13 protein-coding genes are annotated in these 13,516 nt (G+C 56.9%); 3 read left to right on the top strand and 10 right to left on the bottom strand.

Annotated elements, in window-relative coordinates; all coding sequences use genetic code 11:
• The first annotated feature begins 193 nt into the window (after nt 1–193).
• On the top strand, nt 194–670 hold the full coding sequence (locus SFX18_12775) for a DUF1854 domain-containing protein (protein ID MDX1964021.1): 477 nt from the start codon (nt 194–196) through the stop codon (nt 668–670).
• Nucleotides 671–736: 66 nt separating this feature from the next.
• On the opposite strand, the gene SFX18_12770 is transcribed toward SFX18_12775, so the two are convergent.
• A complete protein-coding gene (locus SFX18_12770; GenBank protein MDX1964020.1) occupies nt 737–1,627 on the bottom strand; it encodes a hypothetical protein in 891 nt (296 codons plus the stop codon).
• Between the two features lie 348 nt (nt 1,628–1,975).
• Between SFX18_12770 and SFX18_12765 the strand changes: the two genes are divergently transcribed.
• Both SFX18_12765 and SFX18_12760 read left to right on the top strand, forming a co-directional pair.
• Nucleotides 1,976–3,181 (top strand): trypsin-like peptidase domain-containing protein, encoded by a 1,206-nt coding sequence (locus SFX18_12765; protein ID MDX1964019.1) that lies wholly within the window; start codon nt 1,976–1,978, stop codon nt 3,179–3,181.
• Between the two features lie 116 nt (nt 3,182–3,297).
• Nucleotides 3,298–4,500, top strand: coding sequence for an isoaspartyl peptidase/L-asparaginase (locus SFX18_12760; GenBank protein MDX1964018.1), 1,203 nt, complete (start codon nt 3,298–3,300; stop codon nt 4,498–4,500).
• A 236-nt stretch (nt 4,501–4,736) separates the two neighbouring features.
• On the opposite strand, the gene SFX18_12755 is transcribed toward SFX18_12760, so the two are convergent.
• The 9 genes from SFX18_12755 to SFX18_12715 all read right to left on the bottom strand — a co-directional run bounded on the left by SFX18_12755 (nt 4,737) and on the right by SFX18_12715 (nt 13,498).
• Nucleotides 4,737–5,414 (bottom strand): DNA repair protein, encoded by a 678-nt coding sequence (locus SFX18_12755; GenBank protein MDX1964017.1) that lies wholly within the window; start codon nt 5,412–5,414, stop codon nt 4,737–4,739.
• A 52-nt stretch (nt 5,415–5,466) separates the two neighbouring features.
• The gene (locus SFX18_12750) at nt 5,467–5,778 is read right to left on the bottom strand and encodes a hypothetical protein (GenBank protein ID MDX1964016.1); all 312 of its coding nucleotides are present in this window, start codon (nt 5,776–5,778) and stop codon (nt 5,467–5,469) included.
• Between the two features lie 10 nt (nt 5,779–5,788).
• Nucleotides 5,789–6,880, bottom strand: a complete 1,092-nt coding sequence (locus SFX18_12745) for a metallophosphoesterase family protein (GenBank protein ID MDX1964015.1) — start codon at nt 6,878–6,880, stop codon at nt 5,789–5,791.
• Entirely contained in the window at nt 6,843–8,291 is a 1,449-nt protein-coding gene (locus SFX18_12740; GenBank protein ID MDX1964014.1) for an AAA family ATPase, read from the bottom strand. The genes SFX18_12745 and SFX18_12740 overlap by 38 nt, the downstream gene beginning before the upstream one ends.
• Before the next feature lie 582 nt (nt 8,292–8,873).
• Complete coding sequence (locus SFX18_12735; protein ID MDX1964013.1) at nt 8,874–9,308, bottom strand: hypothetical protein; 435 nt, start codon at nt 9,306–9,308, stop codon at nt 8,874–8,876.
• Nucleotides 9,309–9,471: 163 nt separating this feature from the next.
• Nucleotides 9,472–10,551 (bottom strand): MBL fold metallo-hydrolase, encoded by a 1,080-nt coding sequence (locus SFX18_12730; protein ID MDX1964012.1) that lies wholly within the window; start codon nt 10,549–10,551, stop codon nt 9,472–9,474.
• Between the two features lie 129 nt (nt 10,552–10,680).
• Nucleotides 10,681–11,169 (bottom strand): DinB family protein, encoded by a 489-nt coding sequence (locus SFX18_12725; protein ID MDX1964011.1) that lies wholly within the window; start codon nt 11,167–11,169, stop codon nt 10,681–10,683.
• A 266-nt stretch (nt 11,170–11,435) separates the two neighbouring features.
• Nucleotides 11,436–11,897, bottom strand: a complete 462-nt coding sequence (locus SFX18_12720; GenBank protein MDX1964010.1) for a hypothetical protein — start codon at nt 11,895–11,897, stop codon at nt 11,436–11,438.
• A 200-nt stretch (nt 11,898–12,097) separates the two neighbouring features.
• On the bottom strand, nt 12,098–13,498 hold the full coding sequence (locus SFX18_12715) for a DUF4147 domain-containing protein (protein ID MDX1964009.1): 1,401 nt from the start codon (nt 13,496–13,498) through the stop codon (nt 12,098–12,100).
• Between the last annotated feature and the right edge of the window lie 18 nt (nt 13,499–13,516).

Genomic DNA, 13,516 nt, shown 5'->3' with positions numbered 1-13,516 from the left:
GCAGAGGTAGCGGAGCAAGGCAAGAGTGAAATGCATTTTCCTCTGCTTCCTCTATTTCCTCCTGTTGAAAAAGAATGAATTAGAATTTACACAAGTTAACGAAGGGAACGAAGTTTGTTAACAGGTGGTATCCATCGAACTTCGTTCTCTCCGTTTTCTTCTGTCGAAAAATCTGTTTTGGGTTTTTGCCGCTATGAACAACAGCCACAACATTACCGCCGTGGTTCGCGACGCTTACGGCAATTTGCGCGTCGAATTTGCCGACGGGGGCGGGTGTGGCGACGTGCGCCCGGTGCGCGGATTTCCGATTTCGCAGCCGGAATACGGCGTGGCCCTGGTCGACGCGGACGGCCGCGAAGTGTGTTGGATCGAGGATTTTACCGCGCTCCCCGCGGCTATTCGGCAACCGTTGGCCGAAGAACTGGCCCTGCGGGATTTCTTGCCCCGGATCACGCGGGTCGTGTCGGTTTCGCGGCTGGCGGAACCGTGCGAATGGCAGGTCGAAACCGATCGCGGACCCACGCGCTTTGTCCTAAAAAGCGATGAGCATGTTCGGCGGATCGACGCGCAGCGCGCCATGGTGACCGACGCTTTTGGCGTGCAGTACCTGGTCAAAAATCTCAAGCAAATGGACGCCGCCTCGCGGCGGTATCTGGAGCGGTATTTGTAAAATGATTTTCCGCTTGCCATTCTTGGATGAGTTCAAGAACGGAACCAAGCACAATACACCAAGAATCTACCCCGGCAAACTTAGCAAATCCTCAAACGCCCGCAGGTGCGCCCGCACCTCGCTAGGTTGCACAAATTGCCAGTCCTGGGTTTTGTGCCGCAGGATTGCCAATTTAAGATTTTCAAACGCCTCGGCCAGATCATCGGGAAGCGTGGGCAAATCGGCAAAGGGACGATGAGCCGCTTGCTTTGCCGCGATGGTCAAAGCGGAATCAGCCGCGGTATCTGTCAGCTCTGTCTTTCTGCCGCCGGCGCCCGTTTCGCTAAAATCCTCCGGGCCAAAATCTGGTCCTTCGGGGAGGGGCCCGCTCGTCAATCGTTCGCTCCCCGCCGCAGATGCGTCTTTACCTGGGCGGATCGGCTGGGAGGCTAAATCGCCAGTAATCGGACCAGCGGAGGCGGGAACTTCCGCATCTTCATCCCAAGGAGCACTGGAATGATTGGCCGTGGCGTCAGTCCCCTGTTCCCCGTTGCTCTCTTCGCTAGCGGCGTCCGCGGCGATTTCGCCCAGCGTGATTCCCCGCTGGCGGCGCATCAGGGCGACGGACCACTGGTTTTGCACCGCCCCCTCTAGCCATAATTCCGCGTCCTCCCAGTCCAGGGCCGCTTGAAAGTGGCTCCAGTATAGGCCCGCGTAGCTCTCGTAACTAGGATGAAAACGCTCGTAACAGCGACGCAGCCGACCCACGTGCTGACCGCTGACTTGACCGACGCGCCTGGCCCAAGCTTCGTCAGAATATTCCTCGACCGGGGCCTCGGCGCCGATTAGCGCGGCGCGCCAATCGTGGATGATACGCCCTTTTTCCCAGTTGGTGGTGCTAACCAACCGGCTCCAGCGGTGTAAATAAACTTGGGACGTTTGATCGGCCAGTCCAGCCATTCCCGTGTCGGCATCCATCGGTAGATTGTAACCTTGCAAAAAAAGCGAATTTGCCAGCGCGGGTTCCTATCCCGTTGACTCTCTGGCAAAAGTCCCATTTTACCTGATTGATGTTGGAATACCCGGGGCTGCGCGGGGCCATGGCTAGCAAGAACTAATGAGAAAGCCAAAAAACGCGGAAAAATGTGCATCGGCGGGGGAAAATGACTTTTTCGGGCCGTGGGGAAAACCTGTTCACAAATTGTGGCGTACTACAGAAAGAGCTGACGTTTTTTTGCTAGCGTTTCTAACCTCCGTTGACGAGCCTGGGGCGGTTTTCTTAAAGTCGAAAACAGCCGTCTCTCGTTTATTAAGAAAGTCTTCCCCATGACACACGCTCAAGCCGCACAGTCCAGCCTGCATTCGCGACCGGTCTTATGGATTTGTATGGGAATTGCATTGGGACTGGCCGCGGGATACTTGCTCGGCGGTTGGACCGAAGCGACCACCCCGGGACAAGCCCGGGCCGAACAACGCCCTTCCCAACCGCTGGGGCGGGGTACATTTACCGCCGCCACATCCTCCCCCATGCCGCTGGACGAGGGCCTGTCCGAGGAAGAACGATTGAACATCCGCATTTATGAAAACACCAACAAAACCGTGGTAAATATCAGCACCAAGGTGGTGAGCGACCGGGGGGCGTTTTTTGGCGAATCGTTTCAGGAAGGGGCGGGGAGCGGCTCGGTCCTGGATAAGGCGGGGCACGTCCTGACCAACTATCATGTCATCGACGGCGCCCGTGAAATTGAAGTCACCTTGTACGACGGCAAATCATACGAGGCGGAAGTGGTGGGAATTGATCCGCCGAATGATATGGCGGTGATTCGAATCGCCGCGCCGGAAAAATCGCTCTTTCCCATCGTGTTTGGGGATTCCGCGATCCTCCGCGTCGGCCAGCGGGTCTTGGCCATTGGAAATCCCTTTGGCCTGGAACGGACTTTAACCACCGGGATTGTGTCGAGCCTCAATCGCACCATTCCCACGCGCAACGGCCGCAACATCAAATCCATCATCCAAATCGACGCCGCGATCAATCCCGGCAACTCCGGCGGCCCGCTGTTGGATAGTCATGGCCGCATGATTGGCATGAATACCGCCATTGCCAGCCGCACCGGCCAGAACGCCGGTGTGGGTTTTGCCATTCCGGTCAATACGATCGCCCGGGTCGTGCCGCAACTCATTCGCAATGGCAAAATCATCCGGCCCGAAACCGGGATCACCCGCGTCTTTGAGACCGAAAAAGGTCTGCTGGTGGCGACGCTAGCCCCCAATGGTCCCGCCGCCCAAGCCGGCCTGAGCGGGATTCAAATCAAGCGGGAAAAGAAACGCCAGGGACCGTTTATTTACGAGACCGAAACCCTCGACCGGTCCAAGGCCGATCTGATCGTGGGGATCGATGACAAACCGGTCCGCACCGCGGATGATTTTTTGTCAACCATCGAAAATTACAAACCGGGTGATGAAGTTACAATCAATTTTATTCGAGAAGGGCGGGAAATGACCGCCCGTCTAAAGCTGGCTGGCGGAGAGTGAGGCGGAAGACGAGAGGCGGGTGGCGGGGGACGGGTCTCGGCGAGGACTCCGGGGGGGGAGGGAGTGGGTAGACTGGGAATCACTGCCTTTAATCTGTAGTTCAAAAATTTATCCGCATGGCTCAAAACACTCCGCACGAATCACCCATCCCCCGCGCCACTGACCCGGTCGTGTTGGCCATTCATGGCGGAGCGGGGGTCTTGTCCAGCGCTGAGATGGCCGAATACGGCCACACCCGGCAAGACTACGAACGGGAGCTCGCGCGGGCACTGGCGGCGGGATACGCCGTCCTGCGAAATCGGCTTCAGCAGGAACCACGCGACTTTGCCGCGGATAACACAACCCTGGACATGGTCGAGGCCGCGATCCGCGTGCTAGAGGACTGCGAACTGTTTAACGCGGGGCGGGGAGGAACCTTTAACACCGATGGCGAAATTGAACTGGACGCCGCGATCATGCAAGGCCGCATGGACCCCCCGGACAACCCCTCCACCGGGCACTATCCCCCGGCGGACGCCATGCCGTGGGCGGGCCTTGGCCGCCGCGATCCACGTAAACCCGCCGGAGCCGTGGCCGCCGTCAAGCACCTGAAAAACCCCATCGCCGCTGCCCGCGCGGTCCTGGAAATGCCCGACCGGCGGCATGTATTGCTGGTTGGTGCGGGGGCCGAGGCGTACGTCTTGCGCGAAGACGTGCGCGCTCGGCATGGCATCGAACGCGTGGAGAACATTTACTTTTGGACCCCTTATCGCCTGAAACAAATCGAACGCTACCAACAACGGCTCTTCGCCGAGCATGCTCCACCCAGCGCGCGGTTTGGCACGGTGGGGGCGGTCGCGGCGATAGGCCCCGGGGTTCTAAAGGATCTTGATCAAGAATTTGCCGCGAATGCGTATTCTACAACATTTGGCCCGTCTACGGTGGCGGCGGGAACTTCCACCGGGGGCCACACCCACAAGCTACCGGGGCGGATTGGCGATAGCCCGCTGATTGGCGCGGGGACATACGCGGATGATCGGGCGTGCGGCGTGAGTTGTACGGGGACGGGGGAGCTATTTATCAGGCATGTTGCGGCGTACGACGTGGCGGCCCGGATGCTGTATGGCGGCCAGGATGTCCCAACCGCCGCCAGCGGCACGATCGCCAGTCTTCCGGATGAAGCGGGGGGCGTGGGGGGGCTGATTGCGCTCGATCCGCGGGGTAACTGCGCGTTTGCCATGTCGGCTTTGTGTCCGGGCATGTACCGGGGCTATGTGACCGCGACGGGAAAGATCTTTACGGCAATTTACCGGGATGAAGCGCTCGCGCGGCAAGAGTAATGGAGCGGGAGACGGGAGACGGGAGACGGGAGGCGGGAGACGGGAGACGGGAGGCGGGAGGTGGGAGACGGGAGACGGGAGACGGGAGACGGGAGACGGGAGACGGGAGACGAGAGGCGGGAGGCGGGAGACGAGAGGCGGGAGGGTGGCGGGTATCGAGCCTCCGCGAGCCCCCCGTCGCCGAAAGTGAGAAGTAACGATGAGAAAGCAAGCATGACTAGAATCCAATTCTTAATTCATAATTGATCTACCACCGCCGGGGACGCGTTGTGCAAGCGGACTTCCACCCCATTTTCGCCCTTTGGCTGTAATTGATAAATCCGGTCGGCGTACCGCTCAAACACGCTAATATCGTGGTGGCTAATCATCAACACCTGAAAGCCCAACGCTTTACCCGCGTCGCGAATCATCTTGACCAACCCGGGCACCAGATCGGGCCGCAGCCAGCAATCCTGCTCATCCAAAACCAAAAATGGCCGGTGTCGGGCCGGGTCCTGCGTCGCCAGGGCAAACATGCGCAGGCCCACGCTCAGGATATTTGCCACGGAGCCTCCCTGGCCGTCCATGATATCTTCTTTTTGGCCATTGCGTTCGATATAAAACTCCACGCTAGCCGCCTTGTGCGATTGCTCCACCGTGGTTTTAAGCGTGATCGGTTGGTCGAGGATTTCCTGCAGGGCCAGCGTTAATTTGCTAGTGACGACATCCAATAGTTGGTTAAATAAATTCTTTGCCAATTCATTAAGCTGCTGGCCCACGCGTGGAGCCAACTCGAGATAATAATTAAGTTCGGCGAATTCCACGGCTAATTCCTGCGACCGGCGCACGCGCAATTCCCGCTCGAGGTTAAGTTGCTCCACGCGGCGGCCCAGGTGGCTAGGCTCGTCCAGGGGGGAAAAATCAGATGACGTCATAAGGTCCACACACAAAAACAGCAATAAGGTTGTAAACAGGCTTTCCGCGAGCTTATTTTGCGCCCGGCGAGTTTTCTTTACTGGCGGCAAATTCCCGCTCCACCGCGGCTAATTCCAAGTCGATGCTGGTTAACGTGGCCTGATAAGCCGCACGTTTTTCTTCATTTTCGGCTTTCATCTTTTCTAATAAGGCTTCCAGTTGTTCCAGATCGTCCGTGCCGTACTCTTTCCGGGCCGCTGCTTGCAATTGCTCCAATTGCTGGGCGGCGGCTTGAGCTTGGGTTTCCGCCACGGTCTTTTGTTTATCCAGCCTGAGATACCATTCTTTTAGCTGTTCAATCGATTGCGGTTCCGCCGTATTCATGTTCGACTCCTTAGGTGGTGGTTTCTTGGGCTAAAGTCCAAATCTCTTGCGCGATGTCCGGCTCAAAATTTCCCATATTGAGCCGCAAAAACTCATGCAAACCGGCCCCGCTGGCAGTCCGACGGGCTTGTAATTCGGCCAGTCCCGCGACAAATCCCGATGGCCCGCCGGTTGCCTCGGTTTCAACGATTGCCGGATAAAACACATCGTCAAATCCCGCGTGGGGAATATCTATCCACCGCCGCCGCAATCCCTCCACGGTCACATCCACGCGTAAAGCCGCCGGAATATGCAGGCGAGTGGCGTCATTCCGCGCGCGGCGGCTGATGTTGCCGGGATTGCACCAGACGGTCCCCCCGCACGCCACCTCCGCGAATTTGCGGTGAATATGGCCATTGACCACCAGGTCAATCCCGGGCAATTCACACAAATTGTGCCGTCCATCGTCGTATCCCGGCAATGTCAGGTCATGGTGGGTCAGCCAAATCACCAACGGCCGTGAGGAGCAGGCCTCTTTAAATAATGGTTCGGTGGCAACGGTCGCGGGGACTTTGCGATTGCGACCACGAGAGGGTGCGGCCGGAGTGCCGTTATCGGGGGAAAGTGTTTGTTTGCGGTGGGCCCCACTCTGGTCGGTAACCGGCGGATAACCCGTGGGTAAAGGCTGCCGATAAGAGCTGCCACCCAGGATCACTTCTCGACCATTGATTTCGCCACGCCAGGGTTGCTGCGCGTCCAAAAGCCGATAGCGGCCCGCCTTAATCAAAATACTGAGGGTGTCATGTTCGTTTAGCTCGGGATCCTTGCAATCGTGGTTGCCATAAATCCCCAATAGGTTCGGCGGCAAAATGTCCAACAGCCGCGCGACCAGCCAATTGGGATTATCGCGCGGTTTGTCAAACAAGTCCCCCAGCATCGCGGGGAGGAGGGATTCCCGGCGGGCGTAATCCAGGCACCATTTTAATTTTTCTAGGATGACCGTGGGATACTCATCCATGCGAAAGCCGGGGACGCGTCCTTCCAGGTGCGGGTCGCCGATGAGCAAAAGTCCCGCATAAGCGATGTCAGGCATGGTCCCCCCCCGCGCCGCGCGGCGTCGCATGTTCTAAAAACGTGGCGGCATCCACCATCGCTCCGCAGGTCGGACAGCGCCTGTCCCGCAGTTGGGCGCGGATAGCCAGGTCCGCCTGGGCAAGTTGTCGCTCGGCGGCGTGCGCGTTTGCCCGGGACTGCGCGAGCTGCTCGTGGGCTTTGCGCAATTGACAGATGAACGTGGAAATTTCGCCCACCGCCGCCGGTTCCGCGGGGGGAACGATTTTTGCCACAACCCCGCGACGGGACTCGGCCATCAGGGCGGCACGCCGCGACTGGCGCAATTGTATTAATTTCTCTTCGAGCCTGGCTGTGGCATGCTGTTCCGGCGGGGGGACTAGGGCGCGATAAACCGCCACTTCGCCGGTCAGCCGCCGCTTAGTTGCTTTGACACTTTTTAACGATTGCAATTGTGTGGCCAGGGCGTGTGTGTCCGCTAATTGGGGCGCGCGGGAAAGCTGCCGCAAGGCCCGCAGTTGCGCGCTGGCCCAGGCTTGACTCGCCTGGACGGCATGTAAGTTTGCGCACAAATCCCCCAGCGCGGACGTGGTCCTCATTTGGGGCGGCGCGGGCAGAGCTTGTAGGCAGGCATATTGACCCTGGCGATACGCCCGCGCGCGCTGACCAGCGCGGATAGCCAGGATGAGGTTTGATAAAGGCTCAACGGGGTGGAGCAGGGGGGGAGGGGCCAGGGGAGCGTAGATCGTGGTTTGCTGGCGGTAATATTCCGCTTGTCGGCGTTGCCGGGCCAGGGCCGCGGTGGCCGCCGCGCAGGCCTGATGCCGCTGGGCCAACAGAGCCAACTCATTTCGCCAAGCCGTCACGCGCGCAAACTGCTCGGCGATTCCCACCACGGGTCCCAGGGATTCCAGCTCTTTGCTCAACTGCCGGGATTCAGCTTCCAAACGGGCTTTGCGTTTGTGGGCGTCGGATTCCTTATCCTTGTGCCGCTTTTGCATCCGCAGCAACTGGGACGCGTCGGAAGAACTGGCAAAAAACTGAGCTTGTTTGGTATGGGACTTGTCCAACAAAAAAATTGGCTTTTTTTGTTCTCCAAAGTGGATGTCAAATTCGTCGGATTCACACTCGATGATCGGCATTCGTAGGATCGAGTGCAATTCCGGGGGAGCGCCGGATTTTAGCCGATCAAAATCCTGACCGTTGATTTTGTATTTGGGAGAGTTTTTTCGCGACCATTGGATCGTATGGCCGTCGCTGGTGGTAAGGGTCACGCCACAAAACTTTTGCCCGTGCCGCGTCACATAAGTGGAGTTTTCGTTATGGGCCAGTATGCGCAGCGCCGCGACGAGCGCGCTTTTGCCGCAGTTGTTAGGGCCGACCAGCACATTCAGGCCGGGGCAAAGCTCCATCTCCGTCCGCGCATGGGACATAAAGTTTTCGAGCAGAATTTTTACAATCATCGGCCCCTCGATTATTCGAGTATACAGCGATTTTTTCCCCACTCCCCTACTTTTACAACATTTGCGGGGAAGTGTACAGGCCCACACGTGCCCATAGGGGGGCGACGCGTGGCAAAGAGAGCGTAAAAATAACGGGATCGACCTTCCGCCGGGCTAAGTGCCTGTTGAAAATCAATCGGCGGGCACAGCCCTTCATTATTTTAGCTTTGCCAAATTCACAACATTTTGTGCCGGTAAATGCTTGCTCAACAGGCTGCCAGAAAGAGGTGGACGATGTTTTTTTTGATGAAGAAATTTAAAATACGCATCCTGGCTAATCGACATTAATCCAGAATGCCCTGGCCGTCGTAATCCATCTGAACGATCCACTAGTTGGAGAATACTGTCTAGATTAGCGAGGATTAGTGCGGGTAAGCGGTTCAATTGCTGTTCAGTTAAATCCGGCGACGCTAATAATTCCATGCCGCGCGAAGTTAATTTTACCGCCTGTTTAAAATCAAACTAATTGTAAAAAAGCGAGCTGTATTTTTGGTTCGTCAAATACAGAGCATCTTGGGTCGGAAAATGCTTTTCAGCAGGTTATTAGGGAAGCACCCGACCCTGTTTGCCAGCGTCTTCTACCGCTTTGATTAGCTCCGCTTGTGAGGGCGTGTTCCAGCCGTCCACCTCCAACGTGGCCACGGCTGTGCGGGTGGCGGGTTCTTCGACAGATGGCGTAGCCTTTTCCGCCGGGACGTCCGCCATGGCGGGGGACTCTCCGCTCCCAGCCTGATCCCCGGAGGAACCCGCCGATGGAACGGCTGGAGGAGTTCCATCCTCCACAAATTTTACTTCGGCGATTTTGACCCCCGGCACGTTTAACAGTGACTTACGCACGTTCATCAGGCACCCTTCACAGTGCGACCCTTCAATTTGCAGTTGCACTGTGCGCGGCCGACCCAAGGTCTCCATGGCTAAAATTCCCGCACAAACGGTCAAAGTCACGCCCAGCAGTAGCCAGAAAGTGTTTTTGGTCATGGGGGGGTGGTTTTTTGGTAACTGGTTTTTGGTATTTGTTGCGATATTCAATGAATTATTGCAAATTGTCAGCTAGGAGGCTACCTCAAGCCTTGTTTTGCCTGTGGAAACGTCATCGACGCTGAACCACTGACCAAAATCCATTATCCAACTACCATAATTCTTAGGGTAGAGCGCTTTTACAGTCAAATCGCTGTTGGTGTTGTTTGGCTGGGATTTTTAGTACGTAGGATTTGCCGTCCGCCGCGACCGTGCACTGGACATAATTTCCCTGGCAGGCAGCGCCGCTGTCATTGGCAATAAATTCCCCCGCGGTGTTTCCTTCTTTCTCGCCCATACGTTCATTTTTGTGCAGTTGATAAATTGCCTGCACGCTGTCGAGCTGGCTGAGCGTGCCATAGGTCAGCGGCATGCACCCCTTGGTCGGGCCGTTGTTGATTACCGCGACGCGGGGGCGCAGCGATTTGAGCAACACAGGGTTGTTACTGACATCCAACCCATGATGGTTGGCCTGATAGAGGTCGACTTCACCCACCAGATTAAACGGGCAGACCAATTTTTCCTCCGTGTTCCAGGTCAAGTCTCCCCCGTCAAAAAAGCGAAAATCGCCAAATTGAAGCAAAAGCACAATACTGTTGGCGTTATCCGAGGTGTCCGCCGGTTTTTTGACCGCCTCGTCTGTCAGGGGATTGCGTGCCAGGCGGACATTCGCCGGTGGCTGGATCACCCGCTGCCGGGCGCACAGGCAGGTCAATTTGACGGCTGTTTGGTCTGCCGGAGATTGTAATTCCACTCCCCCTCCCGGTTGAATCTGCACCCGCCGTTCACAGGGAAACCGCAAATACTCGTCGCTGGGCCGTTCGCGCAATTCCGCAAACTCACCATTATCATGGACCGTGCCAATCGGCAGGACCTGCGACAATTGGGCCGCCCCGCCAAAATGATCGATATGGTAGTGCGTGGTGACCAGGTGGTCCAGCTTGCGCAGGCCAGCCACTTTGGTCGCCACCTGAAAGATACGATCCGCGTCCCGTGGGCCGGGATTGCCGCTATCGATAAGCACCGACTCCCCGACCGGGGTGACGATCAGCGTGGCGGCGCCCCCCTCGACGTCGATCCAGTAGATGTTGAGGGTCTTGCCAGGTTGCGGCGCGGGGGTTGGTTCGGCGGCAAGGACGGACCCACAATGGAAGCCAACCCAGAATATCGCCACTACCAAAGCACGGCTGAGAAAATGCGTCATAAAAAACCCTCCGGTTAAATTTCGTATCTTTTAACTCCCCTGGTCTCTCTGCTTAACTGCACCCTAGCTCCCCTGCATACTAATACCCATATCCCTTGCTGACGCTGCGGGCTGAGATCACGCTGCGGGCTAAATGACCACCGGCTTGCCCAGCTTGCGGCGCACCGGGACAAACTGACCGGCATGCATCATGGGATGCGTGGCAATTAGCACGGCAAACTCGCCCAGCGTGGGAAACATCTGGCGGAATCGTTCTGGTCCCGGCCCCGCCAACTCTGTGGGAGTGAGTGAAGCCAGCACCTTTGCCGCAGCGGCATTCACCTGGCTAAACAGGTCTTGATACTGTTGCTTGCTTAGGTATTTGGCGGAGGGATCGGCGGCTGTCACTTTCGAATGCTGCTCCGCAAACCCCGCAGGCAATTCAATGCCCGCACCGGGGCGGATGTCATTGATCAGATTGTTTTGGGAATTGATCAAGTGGCCCAATTGCCAGGCGAGCGGGTTGCAGCCCTCGCCGGGTCGCTCCAGCAGTTGCGCATCCGTCAAATCGGCGTAGTAGGCGTTGAGCACAAAGAGGCTCATATCCAGCGTGGACTGCAAAATTTGGTTGGGTGACATGAACGTCATCAGAAGAGGAGTAAGCAGCGCTTGCCCAGTGTGACAGTCACGCCTGGGCCCCGGGTGCCGCTACCCGTAAGATACCGGGCGGAATCGGGAAATGCCATGCATGAGGGGATTTTTCGCTTTCTTGCAAATTTAATTCCCGCAAATCGGCATAAGCAGTATCGAAATCCGCCTTCTGAATTTTCGTGTGGCTGCCATAAAGAAGGGGAGCAAACGCAGAACCTGTTTCCCGACTAAAAATATGAAAATTCCAACATCCATCAACTCCCTTTTTCTTGCTCTTCGATCACCGCCCGCACAAATAAGAGGACTTGGCCCGGTGTCACCCCCGCCCGCTGGGCGATAGCGGTGAGCACTTGTGGCAGTTCCTCTTTATTGCCCATACGGTTAAACAATTCCTCGGTATGGGGTAAAATCTTTTGCACGGCCGCATCGGTCAGGGTGGGGGCCAAAGCGCCCGGACCCACCGGTTCCATCGTTAGGCAAAAGAGGTACCGCACCGTATTATTTAGTAATAAGAACGGCGTCACCACCAGCGAAATCATCCCCCACCAACCTAGGATGGCGGTGGTGCCGGTCAGCGACCAATACTGTTTGTGGATACAGCTTTTGCACAGATTCCCCTCGATGGACTTGGTAAAACGCATGATCAGCGCGCCAATGTTTTGATAAAAAGCCACGTATTTGGTGGAGGCTTCGACACCGCAATGTTGGCATAGCATGGTTACGCTCCGGGAGGGGAAGTTTGTAGCTAGAGACAGGGGGTATTTTGTGGTCATTGGAAGTCGCCGCAAGTTAGCAACGATTGCAAAGCCAATTTATTCCACAAATTTTAGAATTTAATGAGTTTTTTTTGCTGGATCAAAATATTTTGCAAAAAATGTTTTATGTTACGTGTAATTGATTATTCGACTTGTGCTATTTATAGCTGATTCACCACCACCACCCGCAAATCACAGACATTCGTATGCGTGGGTCCGGTGATGAGCAGTCCTCCCGCTTGTTCAAACAGCGGATACGCGTCATTCCGCGCGAGGGCCGCCGCCGGGTCCAGTCCCAACTGCCGCGCGCGGTTCGCCACCTCTTCGTCCAGCCACGCTCCGGCGGCGTCGGTTGGGCCATCCTCGCCATCGGTACCCCCGGACAAAATGACCAGGTCGACCGCGGGATTTTTCCCCCCCTGGCCGCACAATTCCGCCAATTCGCACCAGGCCGCCAACACGGTTTGTTGATTTCGCCCCCCTTTGCCCCGCAGGGACGGACCAACCAGTTGCACCGTCCCCTCCCCACCCATGATCAAGCAATCGGGGCCATCCAGCACGCTCATTTTCATAGCCTTTTGGGCCAAGTCGCGACCGATATTCTCAACATCGCCTTCCAGTATTTTTGCGGCGAGCATTGCATAAGAATAACCGCGTCGTTCCGCCTCCACCCCCGCGCAATCCACGGCGGTGGCCAGATTGGCCAAAATGAAGTTCGCCACGTGGGGATAACCCTTGTTGGATAATTTCCCCGGCGGGGCGTGATGAGCGTCAGCGGCAATTTTGGTTTGTAACACCGGCCAGACCGACTCGGGCACGGCAACCAATTTTTCACCAAATTTTTGCAAAATATCCCAGGCCTCTTGCGGCGTGCTGGTGTCGGGGACGGTGGGGCCGCTGGCAATCAGATCCAGCGGATCGCCAATCACATCGGAGATAATCAGTGAGACCATCCTGCCCGCGCGGCACGCACGGGCTAGAGCGCCCCCTTTGATCCGGCTGAGTTGTTTACGGACGGTGTTTAATTGATAGATATTTGCTCCCGCCGCGCTCAATTGACGCGTGAGTGAAAGTTTATCCTCCAGGGTGATCCCCTCCACCGGCGCGGGTAAAAGCGCCGACCCCCCGCCCGAAAGCAAGACCAAGCATAAATCTTCCGCCCCACAACCACTTACAAGTTGCAAAATCCGTTCGCTACCAGCCACACCCGCGGCGGTTGGCTCATTGACCCCGGCGGGGCGGGCGGGGTGCAACGTAATTCGCTGTAAAGGCCGCGCGCAGTCGGCGGGGACATTGACCCAGCCGGTCACTTGCTTTTCCGCTAGTAACTTTGGCCCCAACGCGGCTTCCAATCCCGCGGCCATGCCAGCTCCCGCCTTGCCCGCTCCCACCACCACAATTCGCCTGATTGTCCGCAGGTCGAGTTCAAACTCGTCCAGCACCAACCACTGTTTTTCCACCCGTACCTGCTGTTGCATCAATTGTTCAGACTGAACACCCGCCACCCCGGCGCGCCAAATCGCCAATGCATCTGCGCGTAATTGGGTGGCGGAACGCTGCATGGGAATGATGTGCGGTAA

It is taken from the genome of Pirellulales bacterium (genome assembly GCA_033762255.1).
Lineage (GTDB): Bacteria > Planctomycetota > Planctomycetia > Pirellulales > JALHPA01 > JANRLT01.
This window is presented reverse-complemented; position numbering and strand designations above follow the sequence as displayed.